Annotated in this window: 10 protein-coding genes; all 10 read right to left on the reverse strand. The window is 44.7% G+C overall.

Features of this window, described 5'->3' with window-relative positions:
* Positions 1-27: 27 nt before the first annotated feature.
* Positions 28-5,478, reverse strand: a complete 5,451-nt coding sequence (locus OSC7112_RS09695) for a trifunctional serine/threonine-protein kinase/ATP-binding protein/sensor histidine kinase (protein ID WP_015175732.1) — start codon at positions 5,476-5,478, stop codon at positions 28-30.
* Between the two features lie 89 nt (positions 5,479-5,567).
* A complete protein-coding gene (locus tag OSC7112_RS09700; protein ID WP_015175733.1) occupies positions 5,568-10,910 on the reverse strand; it encodes a trifunctional serine/threonine-protein kinase/ATP-binding protein/sensor histidine kinase in 5,343 nt (1,780 codons plus the stop codon).
* 173 nt (positions 10,911-11,083) lie between these two features.
* Positions 11,084-16,462 carry a trifunctional serine/threonine-protein kinase/ATP-binding protein/sensor histidine kinase gene (locus OSC7112_RS09705; protein ID WP_015175734.1) on the reverse strand — a complete coding sequence of 1,793 codons (5,379 nt, stop codon included), beginning with the start codon at positions 16,460-16,462 and terminating at the stop codon, positions 11,084-11,086.
* A gap of 494 nt (positions 16,463-16,956) precedes the next feature.
* Positions 16,957-17,970: a cytochrome d ubiquinol oxidase subunit II gene (gene cydB, locus OSC7112_RS09710; protein WP_015175735.1), complete on the reverse strand. Its 1,014-nt coding sequence runs from the start codon at positions 17,968-17,970 to the stop codon at positions 16,957-16,959.
* An 8-nt stretch (positions 17,971-17,978) separates the two neighbouring features.
* Entirely contained in the window at positions 17,979-19,421 is a 1,443-nt protein-coding gene (locus OSC7112_RS09715; RefSeq protein WP_015175736.1) for a cytochrome ubiquinol oxidase subunit I, read from the reverse strand.
* Between the two features lie 274 nt (positions 19,422-19,695).
* The gene (locus OSC7112_RS09720; protein WP_015175737.1) at positions 19,696-20,169 is read right to left on the reverse strand and encodes a hypothetical protein; all 474 of its coding nucleotides are present in this window, start codon (positions 20,167-20,169) and stop codon (positions 19,696-19,698) included.
* Positions 20,144-21,349, reverse strand: coding sequence for an urease accessory protein UreH domain-containing protein (locus OSC7112_RS09725; RefSeq protein ID WP_015175738.1), 1,206 nt, complete (start codon positions 21,347-21,349; stop codon positions 20,144-20,146). The genes OSC7112_RS09720 and OSC7112_RS09725 overlap by 26 nt, the downstream gene beginning before the upstream one ends.
* Positions 21,350-21,729: 380 nt before the next feature.
* The gene (locus OSC7112_RS09730; RefSeq protein ID WP_015175739.1) at positions 21,730-22,797 is read right to left on the reverse strand and encodes an LOG family protein; all 1,068 of its coding nucleotides are present in this window, start codon (positions 22,795-22,797) and stop codon (positions 21,730-21,732) included.
* 189 nt (positions 22,798-22,986) lie between these two features.
* Positions 22,987-23,310, reverse strand: coding sequence for a thioredoxin (gene trxA, locus OSC7112_RS09735; protein WP_015175740.1), 324 nt, complete (start codon positions 23,308-23,310; stop codon positions 22,987-22,989).
* A 505-nt stretch (positions 23,311-23,815) separates the two neighbouring features.
* Positions 23,816-24,979: a GuaB3 family IMP dehydrogenase-related protein gene (locus OSC7112_RS09740; protein WP_015175741.1), complete on the reverse strand. Its 1,164-nt coding sequence runs from the start codon at positions 24,977-24,979 to the stop codon at positions 23,816-23,818.
* Between the last annotated feature and the right edge of the window lie 63 nt (positions 24,980-25,042).

The raw sequence follows: 25,042 nt of genomic DNA on the forward strand, positions 1-25,042 counted from the left end.
CAACGGGCGTAGCAGTAAGAAGCTTCTTTAGGCTCTAATATAGCTGATAGGAATCTCGATCGCTAACTCTGTACCCTCTCCGACTCTAGAATTACAGGTTAATTTACCGCCATGTTTTTTGACAATACCATAGCTAACAGATAAACCCAAACCTGTACCGCTACCCACTGGTTTAGTTGTAAAAAATGGATCGAATATTCGAGATTGAATACTCGCCGGGATACCGGCACCATTATCAGTGATTTTAATTCTCACCCTGTCTTTTTCTATAACTTCAGTATGAATCGTGATGACAGGATTTTTCTCTGTTTTATTAATTGATTCAAGAGCATCAATAGCGTTACTGATAATACTCAGAAATACTTGATTGATCTCACTAGCATAACAAATGACCTTGGGCAGATTTCCGTACTCTTTAATAACTTGTATTTCTGATTTGCCATCGCTCAGTCTTAAGCGAGTTTGTAAAATTAGCAAAGTGCTTTCAATTCCGGTATGTAAATCTACTGCTTTCATGTCGGCTTCATCTAAGCGGGAAAAGTTACGCAAACTCAAGATAATCTGGCTAATGCGATCGCTCCCTGCTTTCATAGATTCGAGAATTTTAATTAAATCTTTCCACAAAAAATCTAAATCCATTTCTTCTATTTTCGCTTGAATTACTTTACTGGGTTCAGGATACTCTTGTTGATAAATATCAAGTAAAATAAGCAAATCTTTGACATAATCCTCTATATGTGAAACATTACTGCGAATAAATGTTACTGGATTGTTGATTTCGTGAGCAATCCCAGCTACCAGTTGACCGAGAGATGACATTTTTTCGCTCTGAATTAATTGTGCTTGGGTTTGTTGTAAGTTTTTAAATGCTTGCTCTAAATCAAAAGCTTTTTGCCTTAAATCTTCCGTCTTTTGCGCTACTTCTGCTTCTAAGCTTTGGGAATATTTCTCTATTTGTTTATATAAACGAGCATTATCAATAGAGCTCGCCGCTTGAGCTGCGAGCATCTGGAGAATTTCTACTCGCTCATTAGTAAATGCTCCCACTGTTAAGTTATTTTCTAAGTACACAATACCGACGAGTTTTCCTTGCCGAATAATTGGAGTACATAAAACTGATTTAGGTTGATGAGCTATAATATAGCGATCGCCTGCAAATTGGTCGGCTGTACTTAAGTTGTCAAAAACAGCCGTCGCTTGAGTTCGTGCCACCGCATAAATCAAACTCTGAGGAATTTCCTGATATTGTTCCAGAGGAATTTCTAATATTTTTGTCTGCTTTAGTGCGGCTTGAGCGACGACTAACCATTGTCGGTCTTGGCGAAGCACTAAACAACCGATTTGCGATCCCCCATTCGCAAGCATAATCTGCATCAAAGTGGCTAACAGTTTCTCTAATTCAATTTCTTGTGAAATGGCTTGTGCCGCCATCATTACTGCTGGAAAATCTAACCATAAATTCTCGTTACTACTGAGGCTATTTAAGCTTCTCATCCAGGTCGGGTTGATGGTTGCCCCAGATGTGACGGCAAAGTTAGCAGGTTGGAGAATAGCTTTCAGTAGTTGTGGATAGTGGTGTTCTAAATAAGCTACTTTAGCCTTTGCACCCCAACGGGAATAACAGTAATACGCCTCAATCATGTAAGATTGTGCAACTTTTTCTTTCCCCCAATCTAAGTAGAATTTGGCAGCTAGTTCGTTGGCTAAACCTTCTTCTTGGATATAACCATTGTCTTTGGCTTCTGAAATAGCGCGATCGTACCAATCTCCCGCTTCATAATTATTGCCTAAAATCCGGCATTTTTCTGCTTCTACTAAGTCAACTTTATGTTGGTGATTCATCGGGGCCTGGTGTGCCCATTTAGCCAGAGTGGTTTGATGGGTTTCTGCCAAAGCGAGAGTGTTAGCTTGCTCAATTTCTGACTGTGTAGAGCAGAGTGCCAAGTAGGTTAACCCGGCATAGAAATGGAAAACCGGAGTATGAATCATTGCTGCCGCTACCTTCAAATAAAGGCTTGCTTGGGCAATGTAGTCTAGGGCGTTGGTGTAGTTGCCAAAGAGATAGGCAAGCATTAGTTTGTAGTTATAGGCAAGAGCAAGTGCAGTAAGCTCACTATTCTGATTGTGCTGAGGAAACATCACGGTTTCATCATAAGCCTGACCGATTAACAAATCAGGTTGATTGACAATTTCCCTCAAGTTATGCACAGTCTGTTGTGCCATCTTCAGGTAAACCAGAGGAGAATATTGCTTCACAGTCGCTAAGACAACACAGTAATTTTCTATTTCTGCGTGCCAATCATCAAGCTCTACTCCAGAAAAAAAATTATTATATAAATAACTACTGACGCAGTAGCCAGCATTGAGAAAATCACCTGTTTCCATTCCTACTAAATAGCCTTGTTTCGCCGTTGGGATTGTTGCCCTCAGTGCTTCTTGACGATGCTGGATAAAACAGCCAAACCAAAGTAAAGTGATACATTTAAATTCTCGCCAATTCAACTGATTGAGCAAGCTGAGTGCTACTCGCCCAAAGCGATAACCTTTTTCTACTTCTCCGCAAAAACCAGACAGCACAATGCCATAACCCACATACCCGATTGTTGATGCTGGTGCATTGCCAAATTGAAGTGATAGACTGACCATTGTGGCACAAAGTAGAGGCTGCAAGGCAGGATTTCCCATAAAAATAGCCGGAAACAAGATGCCTAACAATTGCATCGCCGCGATTGTCCGAGGATCGCTCATCACGGGAAGGTTAACCAGTTCCTCAATCTGTTTGCCCTCCAGTTGACTGGCAAGGTTTTGTAATGCAATGCGTGTCAAGGCTTCGTCAGTTTCGCATGGTAGTTCAATCCCCAATTGTGCTAGGGCATTGGTGCCGATCGCGATCGCTTCTAACATCTGACTCTGAGTTGTCAGCGCGTTGATTTGAATCTCAAATATCTTGATTTTATCTAGTATTGTTTTTGCCGATCGCAAAACCTGGGCTGCCATTTCTTCCATGCCATTAAAATCGGCATTTAAGTAGGCAGTTTCAGCCGCAGCAACATACAGATTTAGGGTTAATTCATACTGAGTTTGCCAACAGTTTTCTGTGAGTAACTCCAGCCCTGTTTTCACAAAACTTCTGGCGCCTGCATAGGCTGTAGAATTTCTGGCTTTCTGTCCGGCTGCTAAGTTCAATCTGGCTAAGGCTTCCCGTTCCTCAGCTTGAGCCATGAACTCAATTCCGAAATTCAAATGCCCGACAATATCAAACAGCTTTTCCTCTTTTTCTATCTCTGATAAGTTTTGTTGGAGTAGTTGCCCAATATGGTAATGGGTCTGCTGTTTTTGCTCGTCAGGAATCAATGAATAAGCCGCTTGTTGGACGCGATCGTGTAAAAATCTATAAGTCGGATTAGCGGAATCATTGAAAACTTCTTCACTATCAGATTGGGTATAGAACTTATAAATTTCCGTATTAGGAATTACCAAACTTTCTTGCAAGGCTTTCCATAAAGCTGTGGCGCTACTTTCGGGTGATTTCTCACTGACAAGTGCTAAGGTATTCAAATCAAACTGCGCCCCAATACAAGCCGCTAGTTTGAGACTATCCTGAGTTTCTCTGGGCAATTTCTGTAATTGCAATGCCAGGAATTCAACGACATCATCAGTAATTGCTAATGCCTTCACTTGGGCAATATCGCATTGCCAATATTGAATCTCGCAATCAAAGCTAATTAACTTGTCATCATGTAATGCTTTGAGAAACTGGGTCGCAAAAAAAGGATTACCTTGAGTTTTTTGAGAGACCAATTTTGTTAAAGGCTGGGCTAGGAATGATTCACAATTCAGTGTATCTGCCACTAACTGATTCATATCAGGTTCCCTTAACGGTGGCAAAGTAATTGTATTCACCGTTGCCCCAGTTTTGACAATTTCCTCCACTGTTAAAATGAATGGATGTACGGGGGAGACTTCATTATCTCGATATGCACCTAATATTAATAGATACCCCCCATCTTGCATCAATAATTTCAGCAAGTTCAGTGATGCGGAATCTGCCCATTGCAAGTCATCTAAAAACATGACTAACGGATGTTCTTTACTGGTAAAGACTTGCACAAATTTTTGAAACAGGAGATTAAAGCGATTTTGGGCGGCTGTTCCTGATAATTCAATGGCGGCTGGCTGTTTACCGATAATATTTTCTAACTCAGGAATTACGTCAATTAAGACTTGTCCGTTGTCTCCTAATGCGGTTAATATCTGGGTTTTCCATGTTTCTAATTGCCAATCTGATTCGGATAGCAATTGTCCCATTAAATCGCGGAATGCTTGTACAAAGGCGCTGAAGGGAATGTTGCGATGAAATTGGTCATATTTCCCTTTAATAAAATAACCCCTTTGCCTCACTATGGGTTTATGAACTTCGTTGACCACTGCGGTTTTTCCGATTCCTGAAAAACCCGCAACTAGCATCATTTCTGTTGCACCTTCGCTGACTCTTTCAAAGGCTTGTATGAGCGTTTCTACTTCGGTTTCTCTTCCATAGAGTTTGTCGGGAATCAGGAAGCGATCGCATACATCCCGCGTTCCTAACTCAAATGTTTCAATTTTTCCACTTTCTTGGCATTGCTGCAAACACCTTTCTAAGTCGTGCTTCAATCCCTTGGCACTTTGATAGCGTTTTTCGGCATTTTTTGCCATCAGCTTCATGACAATATCCGAAACCACCTGCGGGATTTCTTGACTGTTTATTGCAGGAGGTTGTTTGGCAATATGGCAGTGAATCAACTCCATCGGATCGTCACATTCAAATGGCAGTTTTCCTGTCAGCAGTTCGTAAAAAGTGGCTCCCAGAGAATAAAAGTCGGTGCGGTAGTCGATGCCTCGGTTCATTCGTCCAGTTTGTTCGGGAGAAATATAGGCGAGGGTTCCTTCTAAAACGTTGGGATTTTGAATTTCTTGAGTTTCTCTCGGCAGTAGGGAGGCGATGCTAAAGTCAATCAGTTTGACTTGTTTAGTTTCCGGATGTATGAGGACGTTAGCTGGCTTAATATCTTTGTGAATGACTCGGTTTTGGTACAGTCCGTTAAGGATGTCAGTTATTTGAATGGCGATCGCCAATATTTCTGCTAAAGTCCGCGTAGGTGCTTCACCCAGCAGTCTTCGGCATCGATCTTGGGCGTATTGCCGTAGAGAAATGCCGCCAAAATCCTCCATCACTAGGGTATAGCTGTTGCGGTAGGATTCCAGACTGTAAGGTTCAACGACTCCCGGCAGACGTAGATTTTTGGCGATGGTGTACTGGTTGCGGAATTGCAGCAGTTCACTGAAACTGGGATAGTCTCTATTTAATAGTTTAATGACAACTGGAAGCCGATCGATTTCTCGAATCGCTCGATAAACCAGGGTTTTAGAACCACTGTACAGTTGCTCGATTAGACGGTATCCGGGAATGGGACTGGTTAAATCTATACCTGCATTCATTTTGGCTCTCCTCATCTCAAATATTGACTGTCAAAATTAAGGTGCGCCTCTATTTGTAAGGGTTAAAGGCGGCGATCGCATAATTAACTTCATCCGTTTGCAGGCAATGAGATCGTAAACTCCGTCCCTTCTCCTAATACAGAATTTACCTCGATTGTACCGCCGTGTTTCTCAACTACAATCTGCCGCGCGATCGCCAAACCCAATCCCGTGCCTTTACCCACACCTTTAGTGGTAAATAAGTGGTCAAAAATCTGACTTTTTATCTCATCTGATATCCCTGGCCCGTTGTCAGAAATGCGAATCGTCACCCACTCAGAAGACTGTCTTTCTGTCCGAATCGTTATGCAATGGGCTGGGGCTTTAATCTTCTCTAAATTCGGTTCCCGATTTGATTCTTCCAGTGCATCAATGGCATTGGCTAATATATTCATAAACACCTGATTTAATTGTCCGGGGAAGCAATCAACTGAGGGCAAGTTCCCGTACTCTTTCACAACTTCAATCGCTGGACGCTGTTCGTTCGCTTTCAATCTGTGTTTGAGAATCAAAATCGTACTGTTAATTCCGTCATGAATATTGAAAGGAACTTTGTAATCTTTGTCGGCTCGGGAGAAGGTACGAAGACTGGTGCTGATACCTTGGATGCGCTCGCACCCGATTTGCATCGAATTCAACATTTTGGGTAAATCTTCTAAGAGATATTCGATGTCAAGTTCTTCTGATTTTTCTTCAATCTCCTCGCCAGGACTGGGAAATTTTTCTTGATAGAGCTGCAAGTATTCTGTAAGATCTTTTACGGCGGCGATCGCTTCATGGATATTACCAGAAATAAATCCGACTGGATTATTAATTTCATGGGCAACCCCGGCCACTAAATTGCCCAACGCCGACATTTTTTCGCTCTGTACTAATTGCAGTTGAGATTGTTCCACCTGGTGGGCGTAGTCCTGCGCTTGCTGATACAATCGCGCATTTTCTAGGGAAATGGCAGCCTGAGTGCAGAGGAAGTTGAGGACGAGGAGACGATCGCGAGTAAAAACTCCTTTTGTCGAGCTATGTTCGAGATAAAGTATCGCAACTAAATTCCCGCGATCGACAATCGGAGTACATAGCATACTCTGAGACTGATACTCGAGCGTACAGCCATTCATTAAACCCGGAATATCCGTCTTGCCACCTTCAATAACCACAGTTTCCAGGGTGTGTTTGACATAATAAACCAGTTTGAGCGGAATCACCGCCGAGCCTTCTATAGGTTGGGTTTGCAGTAAGGTTGTGGGTAACTCGTTATCTGGATTGATGTGAGTTATTGCCCGGATTTGCCATTCATCCTGATGGGGGAGTAGCAAAGCACAAGTTTCTGCCCCAGAAGTTTTCAAAATAATTTGATTGAGGGTGCCGAGCAATTCATCAATCTGAATTTTACTGGATAAAGCTTGAGCAGCTTGCACAATTGATGCGAAATCCAGGGCATCGGAAATACTGGTGCTGCTATTACTGGAAGTTTGCGAAGAGTGGCTAATTGTTGCCAGCGTCTCTAGAGGATTAAAGCGAAGTTTGGGCTGATTCAAGATAGGCACAAGTAACTGCGGATAGCGTTTTTCTAAGTCTTCAACCTTGGCTAGCGCACCCCAACGGGCATAACAGTAATATGCTTCCTGCATATAGCTGGCCGCAACTTTTTCTTTACCCCATGCCCAGTAGAATTTAGCCGCGAGTTCGTTGGCGATCGCTTCGTCTTGGAGGTATTCGTTTTCTTTGGCTCCTTTAATCGCCAGGTCATAGAATTCTATGGCTTCTATTTTTTGATTGAAAACGCGATGTTTTTCCGCTGCCACCAGATGGTATTTATGCTCGTAGTTCATCGGAGCGTGCTGCATCCAAAGCTGCATTTTTTCCTGATTGGCATCAACTTGACTTAGGTAATTCGCTCGCTCTTGGGAACAGACGTTGGAATAGTTAGCCAGCAGTGCTAGGGATTGGTAGAAGTGCAAATTGACGAAATTTTCTGACCCAACGCTAGAGTAACTCGCTGCCTTAGCTGCACTTTCCACTGCAGGCTCAAAATCTTCGAGCAGATAGAACAGAATCGTCTTTGCTAAAAAGGCATGAAACAGAGCAATGAGATCGTTCTGTTCTAGGAGTTGCGACAACATGGTAGATTCCTCAAATCCCTCGCCAGTTAACTGGAGCGGATTGGCTGCTTTTCCCAACAAATTCAACAATAATTGATACCATATTTGGGATATAGAAATCGAGTGTTCCCATTTCAAATACAGCAACAATTCATGGTATTTTTTATGTTCGCTTTCAACTGTTTCGAGATTTTTTCCTGCCAGGAATATGTAGAAACAATAGTTGGTGATGCAGTAACCTGTATATTCGTAATTGCCGCTTTCTAGCCCAATCTGTACCCCCTCGGCAAGAGGAGATAAACTTTCTCGTAAAGGCTCCTTCCAATGGTGGACGAAGGTGTAAAACATATTATAGGTAACAACTTTGTGTTCCTTGGTTTCAAAGTGTTTGAGCAGTTGCAGTGCCAGCCGCCCTGCTTGATATCCGATATCAATGTTGCCCAAAGGGCCGCATAAAAGTGTGCCATACCAAGCATAGGTTGCTGATGCCAAAGGAGAGTGACCGCCTTCTACACAAAGTTTCACTTGTCTGACGATTACGGGCAGCAGAATTTGCGGTCTGCCTACTAGAACAGAAGTAAAGCTGACTTTAAGAATCCGCATGGCTGCTAGTTGTGCGGGGTCAGTCATGGTGGGGTAGTCTTCCAGGCATTCTAAAGCGGGCAGTTCCACTAAAAATTCCTGCTCGCTCAGGTTAACGGGGTAGCCCAGCAGTTCTAATGCCTGCAATCCCGTATCAATGGCATCATTCACTTGGTGTTGCGCCATGTGAACTTGGATCTTGATATCGTAAGCGGGGATGCGATCGAGCAGCGTTTTCCCGTACTGCAACACCATTTCAACTAAGGTATTTGCGGCAGCGAAATTGGTGTTGAGATATTGGGCCTCTGCCGTTTCCACAACGATTTCTAGGGTTAAATTGTACTGAGTTTGCCAGCGATCGCTTGATAGCAAATCCATCGCCGTACTCAGGTATTTCACTGCTGCCACGTAGGCTGTGGATGCTTTTGCTTTCCGTCCTGCCATCAAATTCAACCGCGCTAGTTCTTCGAGTTCCGCAGGTTGAGAAATTAACTCTAATCCTATATTCAATTGGTTGACAATGGCAAAAATCTGCTCTTCCCGTCCTTGAATGGGGGTCTTCTCAAGCAGCCGTTGCCCGATTTTTAGGTGAGTTGCCTGTTTTTGGTCTGTGGCAATCAAAGAATAAGCAGCTTGCTGGACGCGATCGTGCAAGAAACGATAGGCAACGGTTTGAGTAGTCGTTTCAGCAATCGCCTGTACTGCGCCTACATAAAATTTATAAACTTCACTTTGGGGAATAATCAGCTCTTCCTGTAAAGCTTTCCACAATGCGGTTGCGGTTTCCGTCTCCGAACTCTCTGAAACAATTGCTAATGTTGCCAGATCGAACTGGTTGCCAATACAAGCTGCTAATTTTAAAACCTCCTGAGTTGTTGCTGGCATTTTTTGCAACTGCTGCGCCATAAATACCACCACATCATCAGTGAGCGCTGCCTCTCTCACTTTGCTAATATCGCACTGCCAATGTCCCGATTGCATCTCAAAACTAATCAATTCATCCTGATGCAATGCCTTGAGAAACTGCGTCGCAAAAAATGGGTTTCCTTGAGTTTTTTGATATACCAATTCAGTCAGCGGTCCGGCCAACTTAGGAGAACAAACTAGCGTATCCGCTACCAATTGATTCAAACTGATTTGATCGAGCGGTGCTAATGTAATAGTGTTGAGTGTCGTTCCTGCTTTCTTGGCTTCATCTAGGGTCAACATCAGGGGATGACCTGGTGATACTTCATTATCCCGATAGGCTCCCAGCAGCAACAGATAACCCAATTGCGACTCATTGACGAGTAACTGCATTAACTTCAGCGATGCCGAATCCGCCCATTGTAAGTCATCCAAAAATATCACTAACGGATGCTCTTTTTTGGTGAAGACAGCAATGAATTTGTGGAAGAGCAAATTAAAGAGATTTTGAGCAGCCATCCCCGATAATTCAGGGGTTGGGGGTTGCGATCCAATAATCCGTTCTAGTTCGGGAATGACTTCAATAATGACTTGTCCGCTGTCACCGAGCGCTTCGAGAATTTTAGTTTTCCATTCTTGGATTTTGGCATCACTTTCACTCAGCAATTGTGCCATAAAATCGCGGAATGCCTGGACAAATGCCGAGAAGGGAATATTGCGGTTGAACTGGTCGAATTTGCCTTTGATGAAATAGCCGCGCTGCCGGACAATGGGTTTATGAACTTCGTTGACTACAGCCGTTTTTCCAATCCCGGAGAACCCAGCGACTAGCATTAATTCTGATGTGCCATTTGCCACGCGATCGAAGGCATTCAACAGGGTTTGTACTTCGGTTTCTCGACCGTAGAGTTTTTCGGGAATCAGGAAGCGATCGCATACATCCCGCATTCCTAACTCAAATGTTTCAATTTTTCCACTTTCTTGGCACTGCTGCAAACACCTTTCTAAGTCGTGCTTCAATCCCTTGGCACTTTGATAGCGTTTTTCGGCATTCTTTGCCATCAGCTTCATGACAATATCCGAAACCACCTGCGGGATTTCTTGGCTGTTTATTGCAGGAGGTTGTTTGGCAATATGGCAGTGAACCAACTCCATCGGATCGTCACATTCAAATGGCAGTTTTCCTGTCAGCAGTTCGTAAAAAGTGGCTCCCAGAGAATAAAAGTCGGTGCGGTAGTCGATGCCTCGGTTCATTCGTCCAGTTTGTTCGGGAGAAATATAGGCGAGGGTTCCTTCTAAAACGTTGGGATTTTGAATTTCTTGAGTTTCTCTCGGCAGTAGGGAGGCGATGCTAAAGTCAATCAGTTTAACTTGTTTAGTGTCGGGATGTATGAGGACGTTAGCTGGCTTAATATCTTTGTGAATGACTCGGTTTTGGTACAGTCCGTTAAGGATGTCAGTTATTTGAATGACGATCGCCAAGATTTCTGCCAGAGTCAGCGAGGCCTCTTGGGCGTAGTCTCGTAGAGAAATGCCGCCAAAATCCTCCATTACTAGGGCATAGCTGTGGCGATAGGACTCCAAATTGTAGGGTTCAACGACTCCAGGCAGACGTAGGTTTTTGGCGATGGTGTACTGGTTGCGGAATTGCAGCAGTTCGCTGAAGGTGGGATAGTCTCGATTTAATAGTTTAATGACAACCGGAAGCCGATCTGTTTCTCGGAGGGCTCGATAAACTAGGGTTCTCGAACCGCAGTATAATTGCTCACCCAGATGATATCCAGAAATTCGGTTTGTCAAATCCACTGCTGCACTCCTCTGGATTACTCCATCTCAGACATTGACTCTTGTAACTAAGTATACACTTTTATTCGTCAAGTCTGAGGAAAATAGAACTGCGAAATCCCCAGGCAACAGACTCTACCGCTTTTATTCTGTTTCACTTTAGAAGAGAAAGATGGCGATCTATCAAGAGAGTTTTATCCTTTCATCGGCAATAAAATTGTAAACTCTGTCCCTTCTCCTAATACAGAATTTACCTCGATTGTACCGCCGTGTTTCTCAACTACAATCTGCCGCGCGATCGCCAAACCCAATCCCGTGCCTTTACCCACACCTTTAGTGGTAAATAACTCATCAAAAATATTCTCTCGCACTGCTTCACTTATGCCCACGCCGTTATCTTTAATGCAAATTATCGCTTGTTTATTGTCCACAGAAATGTCTGTTTTAATGGTAATTTCATTAACGATTTCTGTATAATGTCTTCCTTGATTTGATTCCTCCAAAGCATCGATCGCATTACCTAGCAAATTCATAAATACTTGATTCAACTGTCCGGCATAACACTCCACGGGAGGCAAATTCCCATATTCCCTAATCACTTTGATTTCTGGACGAGTTTCGTTAGCCTTGAGGCGATGTTTCAGGATCATAATGGTGCTATCGATGCCATCGTGGATATTGCAAGCTACGGGATAGTTAGTATCGGCACGGGAGAATGTCCGTAGACTGGTACTAATATCTCGAATCCGCTTCACGCCTTCCCGCATCGAACTGACTAATTTCGGTAAATCTTCCCGGATGTAGTCCAGATCGATGTTCTCGATTTCCTCTTGAATCTCTGGATCGAGTTGGGGATATTTTTGTGCATACAAATCTAGCAATCCAAACAAATCTTTGATATAATCTAAGGCGGGTTGAATATTACCAACCAGGAAACCAACTGGATTATTAATTTCGTGAGCCACCCCAGCCACTAAGTTTCCCAAAGCTGACATTTTTTCACTTTGAACAATTTTTATTTGTGCTTGTTTGAGAGCGGTAAATGCTTGTTGAGATTCTTGATACAAACGGGCATTTTCTAAGGAAATAGCAGCTTGAGAAGCCAGCAAATTTAGCACTTTAATGCGATCGCTCGTAAATGCCCCAACCGTCAGGTTATTTTCCAGGTATAAAACTCCTATCAACTGCCCTTGATTGAGAACTGGAATACAAAGAACACTGATCGGCTGGTGCTGTTCAATATAGCGATCGCTCGCAACCTGGGAACTTACCCTAGCATCAACTATTACCAAAGGTTTCAAACTACGCTTGACAGTATTGACCAAACTAATTGCTACATCCTGACTTGATTCTAGAGGTATTGATGGTAATAGCTCAGGTTCTTGTCCCTCTTCTACAAGAGCCGCTACCTGTAAATACTGTTTTTGTTTGAGCAATAAGACACACTTAGTGGCGCCAGCATTCGCGAGCGCTATTTTTAGGAGAGCAGTCAGGAGTTTATCTATTTCAATCTCCCCAGAAATGGCTTGAGAGGCTTGGATCAGAGTAGGCAAATCTAGAAAATCAGAGTTGCTGCTAGAAGAGTGAGTATAAGTAATTGTTCCCAGGGCGATCGTTTCCTTTAAGGAAGTAAAGGATTGAGCTTGCTGAAGGATCAGACTGAGTAGGCGAGGATAACGTTTTTCCAAATCCTCTATTTTGGCTTTAGCTCCCCATCGGGCATAACAATAATACGCTTCAATCATGTAGGCTTGAGCTACTTTTTCTTTGCCCCATTCCCAGTAGAATTTAGCTGCTAGTTCGTTGGCGAGGGCTTCTTCGTTGAGGAATTGATTTTCTTTAGCGAGGGAGATCGCGCGATCGTACAAGTCTATGGCATCGGCTTTATTACCCAAAACCCGATATTTTTCGGCTTCAATTAAATACCATTTATGCAAATGATTCATGGGCGCATTTTTCGCCCACTGTTGCAGAATCGTTTGATGAGTTTCCGCTAGGGCGAGGATTTCTGATTGCTCTGGCTCTGGCTTTGTGGGGAAGATTGCCAAGTACGTCAAAGCGGCATAAAAATGAAAAATTGGAACTTGAATCAATCCCGATATTGCCATCAAATACGGCTTCGCTTGGAGAATATAGTCGAGGGCAGCGGTGTTGTTGCCCGATGAGTAGGCAAGCAGCAGTTTATAAACATAAGTCTTGGCGATCGCCGTGAGTTCATTATTCTGATGGTGCTTAGGAAGCATCACCCTTTCATCGTAAGCAGTACCGATTAAGCAATCCGAGAGAATACCGACTTTCCTCAAGTTATTCACCGTCTGCTGTATCATCTCCAAATAATCTCGAGCCGAATATTGTTTGACCTGTGTCATCACAGCACTGTAACTGGCTATTTCGGTTTCCCAAGTGTCCAGTTCCACCCCACCAAAAAATTTGGATTCGAGATAATTGAGTATGCTATAGCCAGATTGTAGAAAATCCCCGGTTTCCATCGCAGCCGTATAGCTACCTTTCAGCGTCGGTATTGTTGCGCCGATCGCTTCTTGGCGATGCTGAATAAAGCTTCCAAAAAAAGCGGGAATTGTCGCTTTCAGTGCGCGGATATTGAAGCGATCGAGCAAATTCATCGCCAATTTACCAAAGCCATAGCCCATTTCTACCTCTTGTAAAAAGGCACATAGTACCATGCCGTGAATCGCATACCCTACCGTCGATGCGGGTGCATTTCCAAAGGAGATCGATAAACTCACCATCATCGAGCTAAGGATGGGTAGCAATCCCGGCATTCCTAGAAAAACGGGCGGAAATAAGGTTCCCAATAGTTGGATTGCTGCCTGAGTTTTGGCATCGGTCATCACTGGCAGGTCAACCAATTCCTCAATCTTTTTGCCGCTTTGTTGGTTAGCAAGATTTTGTAGAACTTTGCTAATCTTAGTTTCGTCAGGTTCGGTGGGGAGTTCAACCCCCAATTGTAAGAGTGCATCTCTCGCGACCGCGATCGCTTCTAACATCTGGCTCTGGGCTGTCAGTGCGGCGATTTGAATTTCGTAAATTTTAACTTTGTCTAAAATCGTCCGAGCTTTTTGCAACACCCGTTCTGCCAGTTGTTCCATGCCATCAAAGTCAGCATTCAAATAAGCCGCTTCGGTAGCAGCAACATAGAGATTCAGCGTCAATTCATACTGAGTTTGCCAGCAGTTAGCTGTTAGTAGCTCAATCCCGGTTTGCACATAGACTCTTGCGGCAGCGTAGGCGGTGGAGCTTCTGGCTTTACTTCCGGCTTTTAAGTTCAGTTGAGCTAAAGTTTCGCGATCGCTCGGTTGGGTAATTAACTCAATTCCTAGATTCAAATGACCGACAATATCAAACAGTTTTTCCTCTTGCTCGATTTCCGAGGAATTTTGCAGGAGTAATTGGCCAATTTTCAGATGAGTGGCTTGTTTTTGGTCGTCGGGAATCAGGGAATAGGCAGCTTGCTGGACGCGATCGTGTAAAAATCGATAAGTTGGATTAGCTGAAGCCTGGAAAACTTCATCACTATCTGATTCGGTAAAGAACTTATAGATTTTGCTTGTGGGAATAACCAAACCTTCCTGCAATGCTTTCCATAAAGCGGTAGCCGTGATTGCCGCAGATTTCTCACTGACAATTACTAAGGTATTCAAATCAAACTGCGAGCCAATACAAGCAGCTAATTTGAGATGATCCTGAGTTTGTCTGGGCAACTTCTGCAGTTGCCCTGCCATGAATTCAACGACATCATCAGTGATAGCTAAGGTGTTGACTTGGGCAATCTCACACTGCCAATGCCGAATATTCCAATTAAAGCTAATTAGCCGATCGTCATGTAATGCCTTGAGAAACTGAGTGGCAAAGAAAGGATTTCCCTGAGTTTTTTGAGAGACTAATTTTGTCAAAGGTTGGGCAAGTGATGATTCGCAATTCAGCGTATCCGCCACCAACAAATTCATATCTGGTTGGCTTAACGGTTGCAAAGTAATCGTATTCACTGTTGCCCCTGTTTTAACTATCTCATCCACTGTTAAGATCAATGGATGCACCGGTGAAACTTCACGATCTCGATAGGCGCCCAATACTAATAAATATCCTGTCTCCATCATCAATAATTGTAGCAAATTCAGGGATGCTGAATCCGCCCATTGCAAGTCATCCAAAAACATTACTAAAGGATGTTCTTTGCTCGTGAAAACTTGCACGAATTTCTGCATGAGCAGATTAAAGCGATTTTGGGCGGCACTTCCTGACAATTCTGTTGCAGGAAGTTGAGCACCAATTATACGTTCTAACTCAGGAATCACGTCAATTAAGACTTGTCCGCTGTCTCCCACTGCTGCTAAAATCTTGATTTTCCATGTTGGCAGTTGGGTATCCGATTCTGATAGCAATTGACCCATTAAGTCGCGGAAGGCTTGCACAAAGGCACTGAAGGGAATGTTGCGTTGAAATTGATCGTATTTGCCTTTGATAAAATAACCGCGCTGACGGACAATTGGTTTATGAACTTCATTGACAACGGCGGTTTTCCCAATTCCCGAAAAACCTGCTACTAGCATCATTTCTGTTGCTCCCAGACTGACTCGCTCAAAGGCAGCTAATAGTTGAGCGACTTCTTCTTCTCTACCGTAGAGCTTTTCGGGGATAGTAAAGCGATCGCTAATATCTCGCTTTCCGAGTTCAAATTCTTCTATATTGGCTGTTTTTTGTAACTGAAATAAACATTTTTCTAAATCGTGCTTGAGTCCTAATGCACTTTGATAGCGGTGTTCGGCATTTTTCGCCATCAGCTTGCTGACAATTTTCGATAAAATTAGGGGAACTTCTGGATTTATTTGATGGATCGGTATCGAGTGTTTAGCGAGGTGACAATGCACCAATTTCATCGGGTCATCAGAGATAAATGGCAACTGGCCTGTCAACAATTCATAAAAGGTCACACCCAGGGAATAAAAGTCACTACGATAGTCAATGCCTCGATTCATCCGTCCTGTTTGTTCGGGGGAGACATAAGCTAATGTTCCTTCTAAAATATTCGGATTCTGGATTTCTTGGGTTTCTCGTGGTAGGAGGGAGGCGATGCTAAAGTCAATTAGTTGAATTTGTTTGGTGTCGGGATTAATGAGAATATTAGCTGGTTTAATATCTTTGTGAATGACTCGGTTTTGGTATAGATAGTCAATAATGTCTGTTAGTTGTATGGCGAGTTGGAGAAATTCTGCTAAAGGTAAAGTTTGAGATGGTTGGGTGTGATTTTTTGCTGTTTTTAGATAAGTAGATAGGGAGACTCCGCCGAAGTCCTCCATTACTAGGGCATAGCTATTCTGGTATACTTCCAGCGTCAGGGGTTTGACGATGTGAGGGAAGTCGAGATTTTTGGCCATGGTATATTGGTTGCGAAACTGGACGAGCTCGTTGAAGGAGGGGTATTCGTTTCGCAGCAGTTTGATGACGACTGGGTATTCGTCACGGGTACGGATGCCTCGATAGACTAGGGTACGTGTACCTACATAAAGTTGCTCTGTAATCTGATAACCTGACAAATTTGCGATCGCATCCATAACTTGTTGACCCTCTATTATCAAAGAGTTAAATTAAACCCTTCTATTCCATTGTATTTTATTATTTGACAAAGATAGCGATCGCCAACTCTGCACCCTCGCTAGGGACAGAATTAACTGTAATTTTTTCCCAATGTTTATCAACTATTATTTGACAATCAAGCAATTTGGTCACAAGCATCCGGATTCATCCGTGTACCCGTGAAAAAAGCTCCCCATCCCGACCGCAAGCCCCGGACTCATTCGTGCGATCGCTCTCAAATCTCAAATTTCAAATTTCAGGTGGCGTGACGTGCGATCGCTAATCCTAAATTAGTTCTTTTGCCTACTCTGCACTATTTGCGCTATGGTATGTATAGTATGGTTGTGTAAGTTGTGATTGTATCATAAGACAATAATTTGTAATTTTTTACCGCAAATATACGCAGATAAACCAGCATATAAACTTGATACTATCTGCGTACATTAGTCTGCATCTGCGGTTTTATTATGCTTTATTCCCCATAGTGACCGCCGACAACCTTACCCCGAAACACAACATAATTGTAGATGTTGTAAAAAATCATAATCGGGATCAGAAAGCCAATGAACACAATCATAAATACCAGGGCGCTGGGCGAAGCAGCGGATTGGTAAATCGTGATTTGTGAGGGAATAATGTAGGGGAAAACAATCAATCCCAAGCCGATGAAAGTGAGCAAAAAAATCAGAATAGTCCAGATAAACGGCGTGCGTTCTTCTTTGCTAGCGAGACTTTTCAGCAGCAGTCCCACCAACAGGACTCCCAACAAAGGAATCGCAGCAAAGACATAAACTAGCGGTTTATCGAACAACCTGGCTCTAGCACTTTCGTAAAAAATCGGAGTGGCGATCGTAATTAAAATCGCTCCGATTAAAGTTGTCACCGCCGCAATTTTAGCCGTGCGATAGTGATTTGTTTGCAGTTCGCCCTCCGTTTTCATAATTAGATAGGTCGAACCGATCAAAACATAGCCTTGAATCAGCGTCAAAGCAACCAAGATCGATCGCCAATCCAACCAGTCCCAAGTAGAACCCACAAAGTGACCGGCTTCATCAACCGCAATGCCTTCGAGCACCGCACCGAGGGCAAATCCTTGAGCTAAAGCTGCTAAAAAACTGCCAGCACCAAAAGCATAATTCCAGAATAATTTGCGATTAGAATGCTCGCGAAACTCAAAGGCAACAGCCCGAAATATCAAACCAAAAAGCATCATGCAAATCGGTATGTAAAGCGCTGTCAAAATCGTGCCGTAAGCGAGGGGAAATGCGCCAAATAAAGCGCCTCCCATCAACACCAGCCAAGTTTCGTTAGCATCCCAAACGTTGCCCAAACTTGTCATTAAAATGCTCCTGCGTTCCTCGTTGGAAGCAGTCAGAGACAGGATTCCTACTCCTAAGTCAAAACCGTCTAGCATGACATATAGCAGGAGAAACAAAGCCAAAACTACAAACCAAACTTGTGGGAGAAAATGCTCCAAAGCTTGCATAAAATCTCCTATTGTTGTGCTTCTACGGGACGTTGATCGGGAATGTGTTCTGCGGGTTGACTTTCGATTGCAGGTTCATTGTCTAAACCTGGCACAGGCAGACTTAAATTAGGCCCTTTGCGGATAATTCGGCTGCCAAAATACAAGGCACAAACAAACAAAAAGCTGTAAACAACGGCAAAGAAACTGAGAGAAGTTAAAACATTGCTGGCGGGGATGTTTGACACCGCGTCAGCAGTGCGAATTTGCCCGTATAAAGCCCAAGGTTGCCTGCCGACACACCGGACAATCCAACCCGATTCTACAGCAATATATCCTAGGGGAGCAGCTAATACCCAAGCGCGCATCAGCCAAGGTTGACTGCTAATATTTTCAGCAGAAAGTTTGCCTCGCAGCCACTGAATTATACTGAACAGCATCAGTCCTAAAAAGAAGAATCCAATCCCGGACATGATGCGGAAACAATAATAGATTAAACCCACCATTCGCGGTCTATCTTCTGGCTTCCATTCCTTCAATCCGAGTACGGGTTCGGAGAGTTTTTGTTTGAATTCCAGAACATATCCTAAGCCATTGGGAATGCTAATTTCCCAGTCATTTTTTTGGGCTTTTTCATTAGGCAAAGCCAGCAAAGTCCAATCGGCTGACTCTCCCGCTGGTGAAGTTTCCCACTTAGCTTCGATTGCTGCTAATTTAGTGGGTTGATAGTGATAAACTTGTTCTGCGCTCAAATGTCCGATGTATATCTGCAAAGGTGCAACGGCGATGGCTGTTGCTATGGCAATTTTTAAAGACTTGGAAAAAAAGGCTTGGTTGCGCTTATTGAGAATGTACCAAGCACTAATGCCACCAATGACAAACAGCGAAGTTTCTAGCGTCGCAAAAAACATATGGAGAATGCTGTTTAATGCGAACGGGTTCATAATTGCTTGAAAGTAATCGCTGACAATAAACTTGCCATTGACCATTTCTCCGCCTGCAGGAGTTTGCAGCCAAGAGTTGGCGACTAAAATCCAGACTGTGGATAGGTTAGCGCCGAAGGCTACCATGATTGTAGCGAAAAGATGGACGATCGGGTGAACGCGCTCCCAACCAAACAGCATAATTCCTAAAAAGCCGGCTTCTAGCATAAATGCCATTGAAGCTTCAAATCCCAAAATGCTGCCAAAAAAGTCACCGACTGCTTCTGAAAATGGTGCCCAGTTTGTGCCGAATTGAAATTCCATCGGAATTCCAGAAGCTACTCCTATTCCGAAGTTAAGGACGTAAAGTTTAGACCAAAAACGAGCGTGATGGTAGTAGTCGGGATTGCGAGTTTTCAGCCACATTCCTTCAACAATTACCAGATAAATCCCCATTCCAGTTGTCAGAACTGGCCACAGCATATGAAATATGGCGGTTAGCGCAAATTGCATCCGCGATAGCGCCACGGTGTTAGATAAGATATCCATCGTTATATCCTTTGGTCAGTTCAAGAGAGGTTAGCTTGTACGAGTTCCAGAATTGACACTGGTTATAATGTAATGTAAAAATTTGTGACATTTTGTAGAGTTGGCAATTTTTAAGGTTTTATACAGATTTCTGTTGTATTGTCTTGTATGTTAAAATAGGTAGATTATGATTTGCCGTTGGGTGGGGGCGGGTTTATGAGATTGTGGGTTTTAGGCATTTATTGTCGGTGAACCCGCCCCTACAAGATTTATGTTCGGTGATAGAAAGATTCTTTTAGCGAACCGTGACTGTATAAGTCAGTTTAAAGGGTTTAAAATTAGCTTTGTTTTTGGCTGTTCCGCTCAATTCAAGTTCGTAAATTCCCGCCTTGGGAAACACGATATCTGCTCCGGGTATTCCTTGATATTTCTCCGCCGATATGGCTTTTAAAGGCGTCTGCATCAGCGGCTTATCCCCTTCTTTGCGCTCTTTCGGATAAACCGCTAATTTGCAATTGCACTGCTCTAGCGGGATAATTTGACCGCCCCTGCTAGTCAGCGCAAACCACACTTTCGCAGGCTGTCCGGCGCGGGGATTGTGGTTGGGTTCGAGGTGAAAGGTAGCGGCTACATCTCCCGATACTTCGACTTGGTGCGCCAAAACTGAAATCGAGTTTAACTGCGGCGCACTGGGAATTGCTGCTTCAACTAGCAATCCCAAAAAAACTAACAATCCCAAAATTTTACTTTTGTTTGACAGGTGAAACATAGAAATTCTCCAGTGATAAAATTGACCAAAACCAGCGCGATCGCACAAACATAACTAACAGCACAACCACCGCTAACACGGCTGTCAGCAGTTGATTGTGCAACTTCCATTCAAAGCCGCCGAGATAGTGGGAACCGATGAGTGCCGCGTGTACAGCGCACAGCAAGAAAGCTGGAACGCTTAACAGGTGAAGCATTCGCCACAGTTGGCCTAAAAAATTTTGAATGCGATCGCAACTTGTAACCGCCGCCGGCAACATCAACAGCAGCGCCGTCATCCCAGCCGCCATTCCCAACTGGTGCTGCGGCAACATAAAAGATAGCGCGTCAACATTCCATTGCAGCGTATGATCCAGCATATGAAACGTGTGGGCGACTGCTAGGACAAACGCGCCCACACCCAAGGCGCGGCGATAGCGCAACAGTTGCGGCAAAAACTTGCTAACCGGACGCGCCAACAGTGCTAGCATCAAGCACAGCAGCGCTGCGTGGCCCGTAAAATCGACCATTTCATCGGTTCGCAGCAAGGTAAGAATTCCGATCGCCACCGTCACCCAACCACCCGCACGAAACAGTTGACTGCGCTTGTCCGCGCTCAATCTGCCAGCAAAAAAACTCAATCCCAGCATAGTTGGCAAGGTGCCGAGTCCAAAAGCCAGCATCGTCGCCGCACCCAAAACCGGGTTTCCGGTTTCCGCCGCCTTAATCTGCGCCGCGTAGAGGAAACCGCAGGGAATCAAACCCCAAAGCAAACCCAAAGCAACCGGCACCCACCAGTTTTTTTGCGCCGAAAGCTTGCTCATTGCTTGTCCGACTCGATCGTGCGACATTGGGTGCAGCAGGGGCAATCCCGGCAGCAAGTTCGGTTGAATTTGCCCTACTCCGAACCAAATCAGCATCGTGCCCGTCAGAAGTGCGATCGCCCGCCGCAATTCGCTACCCGTACCGGCCAAAAGTCCGCCAGCAATTAACACCGAACCCAGCCCCCCAATTGCAGCACCAACCAAAGCGTAAGCAGCCATTCTCCCCAAATTCAGCAGCAAATGAAAGCGGAAAGCAGCTAATTTATCGTTGCGGGAATTAGAAAGAGAAAACGCCATTGTCAGCGGGCCGCACATCCCGGCGCAGTGACCGAAACTGCCGAGAAATCCCAGAATTGCAATTAGCTGCAGGTCTAACATTTTGAGTCAGTAGTTAGCAGTCATTAGTCATTAGTTTTTTTACTGCTGATTGATTATTGATGAGTGTTGACTATCATAAATGTAGCCTATCGATTTTGTCAAAAGACAGTCGGTCAATCGATTTTAGATTTTCGATTTTCGATTTTAGAGGCGACCCCACGGATAAATGCTCTTTCTTGAGGATTTTCGATTTTCGATTTGGGATTGATTCCACGGATAAATGCGGGGGCTTGTACCACCTTTGAAATTCGTGGTCAAATTTATCTCAATCAGAGGGGCGGGTTTATTTATCCCCTGAGTTAGTTACAAATATTTCTCGTGAAACCCGGCCCTACAGATTAATAACTGTTGACTGTTGACTAATGACTAATGACTAACAATTATTTTTGTTCGGGATGCGCTGCGGCGGGTGATGCTGCACCCATTTGATTAATAGCAGCAATTAGCTGGTAAAGCCGGCCCAAATCCCGCTGGTTGAAATGCAAAACTAGGCGCGGCATATCGAAAGTTGCATCTCCAATTTCCGGCGGCAAAGCTTGACTTTTTTCAATTTTTCCGGTGACAACAATATCGCTAAAATCAGTATTTAGCCGATCGACATTCTCCTCAGAAAGCTCTGTTTTTAAGCGAATTACCAGTTTTTCGCGCACGTAGCGGCAGGAGTGATAAACCAGATAAAAACTTGCGATCGCCTCGCAAGCGACATTTACATCGTCAGTAATCGTATACAGGCTGCGATCGTTGACTGAAATCAAACCCCGACCCCGCAATTGTTTTTGCACAAAATAATTCCAATCAAGCCAATAATCTCCTCCCGGTCGATCGATCAACACCAAAGGAGCCGGCCCGAACTTGCCAGTTTGAGTCAAAGTCAGACACTCAAAAGCCTCGTCTAGAGTGCCGAAACCGCCCGGAAACAGAGCCAAAGCATCGCTCTCCCGGAGAAAAAATAACTTGCGAGTGAAAAAATATTTAAAATTGAGCAATTTGCGATCGCCGGCAATGAAAGGATTAGAACTCTGTTCAAAAGGCAACTGAATGTTCAGCCCAAAAGAACGTTCAGCCGTCGCCCCCTCGTTCCCCGCCTGCATAATTCCGCCGCCGCCGCCAGTAATCACCATAAACCCCTGCTGGGCGATCGCGCGCGCAAAGTCTCTGGCCATCAAATATTCTGCCGATTGCGTTGACACCCTTGCCGAACCAAAAATCACAATTTTGCGAACGTGGCGGTAAGGATAAAACAGCTCAAAAGCGCTCTCCATATCTCGGAGCGACGCGGCAATAATCTTCCAGTCTAGGCGATCGAGCTCCTCTCCGGCCATTTGCACTAAAGTAGAGAGCGATCGTTCGATCCACTCAGAGTGCTTCAACATTGGCAAGCGATCGAGCAAATCCATCACTTCAGCTTGGAGGGACTCAAAACCTTGACCAGACCCAGAACGAATCATGAATTTTTCCGAAACGATAACAAATTGTCTCTACTAAAAATTAAGGGGCAAGCCAAAGTTATAAGCCAATAGCCACCAGCAAATTGCCCTGCTGGCAACTAATAACTTTCCCCGTAGCTTTGCCCCGGTTCTGAAGCGAGTTAGCTTTCGCGACCCAAAAAGAACGGCGCGAAACCGATCGCAGTTCAGTTAAATGTACTTTTCCAGAGTGTTGGCCAGAGTAGTTTTAGGAACTGCCCCAACCACCATATCTACACGTTGACCGCCCTTAAATATCATCAGCGTCGGAATGCTGCGGATACCGTATTGGCTGGCCACGTTAGGATTCTCGTCGGTATTAACTTTTACTACCTTGACCTGCCCTTCATATTGCAGGGCAATTTCGTCTACGACGGGCGCCACCATCCGACAGGGCCCGCACCAGGGAGCCCAAAAATCCACTAGAACTGGAACTTCGCTATCGAGCACTTCCTGCTTAAAGGTAGAGTCGGTTACTTGCGCGGCTGCTGACATCCCTAGCCATCCTTGTAAATACTATTTCTCGGATAACAAGTCTAGCAAAAAGTGTAACCACTTGCGTCAATGATTTTAACAGAAGCCTTCTGAATGAAGAAGGAAGACGGTAGAAGGAAGAAAGCACAAGGTTTCTGAAGGAACAAGGAACTTATGTTTCCGAAGGCACTTATGTTTCCGAAGGCACTTATGTTTCCGACGGCAGAATGCAGTTATACAGAAGCAAAATTCTCTCACTCCCAGACTCTCCCACTCTCCCACTCTGAGCCTCTCCGGAGCTAAAAGCCTCAATTCTGTATCTAGTAAGCAAGAGCCACGATGTCCGGCAAAAAAGGAACCGCCCGAACAGTAGTCCGGGCGGAGTGTGGTGTGAGGAGTGAACGGAAACATGCGTCTCCGCTTCTTCTATTGTGACATCTCCTTCTCGATAATTCCACAATATTCTGTAAATTTCGAGACTCTTGAACAAATTTTGTCAAGGTATGCTGGTATTCGATCGGTAAATCTACTTACCCATGCCCAACTGCTGAGCTTTTTGATAGACTTTACCCTCAGTCAGCAGAGAAGGAGCAATTACCACTTCCACTTGCTGCATCTCCTTAAGATCCTTAGCACCCAAGGTACCCATGCTAGTTTTCAGAGCTCCGAGCAGGTTGTGCGTACCGTCATCTAGCACCGCAGGCCCGCGCAAAATTTGCTCCACAGTACCCGTAGTCCCCACGCGAATGCGAGTGCCGCGCGGCAAAACCGGGCTGGGAGTCGCCATCCCCCAGTGAAAGCCGCGGCCGGGAGCTTCGGCAGCCCTGGCAAAGGGCGAACCAATCATCACTGCATCGGCACCGCAGGCAATGCACTTGCAGATATCGCCACCGGTAATTAAACCGCCGTCAGCTATCACCGACACGTATTTGCCAGTTTCGCGATAGTAGTCGTCCCGCGCGGCGGCGCAGTCTGCTACCGCTGTGGCTTGGGGAACACCGACACCCAATACGCCCCTAGACGTGCAAGCAGCCCCCGGCCCAATGCCCACGAGAATGCCCGCAGCGCCAGTTTTCATTAAATTCAGGGCGACTTCATAGGTAACGCAGTTACCCAAAATTACTGGTATCGGCATCTCTTGACAGAATTGTGTCAAATCTAAAGATGAGATTGATTCAGGGGACAGGAAAGCTGTCGAGACTACTGTTGCTTGCACAAAAAATATATCGGCTCCCGATTCAGCAACCGCCCGACCGTATTTGCTCGCAGCGGCCGGTGTGCCGCTGACGGCGGCAATCCCTCCTCCAGCTTTAATTTCTTTAATTCTCAGGTCGATTAATTCTGGCTTGATGGGTTCGGCATAGAGTTGCTGCATCAGGGAAACAAATTCGTGGTTCCCGACACTCGCGATGCGCTCTAATATTGGCTGGGGGTCGGCATAGCGGGTTTGAATTCCTTCTAGGTTGAGCACGCCCATTGCTCCCAATTCCGACAGCAAAATGGCCATGCGGACATCGACTACTCCGTCCATTGCGCTGGCGACGATCGGGATTTCTCGATCGATTCCGCCAATCTGCCACTTGGTATCTGCCAAACTCGGATCGAGGGTGCGCTGTCCGGGTACAAGCGCGATTTCATCTATGCCGTAAGCTCGGCGAGCGCTTTTGCCCCGCCCAATTTCAATATTCACGCTGTTTCACTTCCACAATGTATTTAAATTAGACTAACAAAAAGTTAGCCGGCCCGAGTGTAG

The sequence above is a fragment of the Oscillatoria nigro-viridis PCC 7112 genome (assembly GCF_000317475.1).
Taxonomy (GTDB): Bacteria; Cyanobacteriota; Cyanobacteriia; order Cyanobacteriales; family Microcoleaceae; genus Microcoleus; species Microcoleus nigroviridis.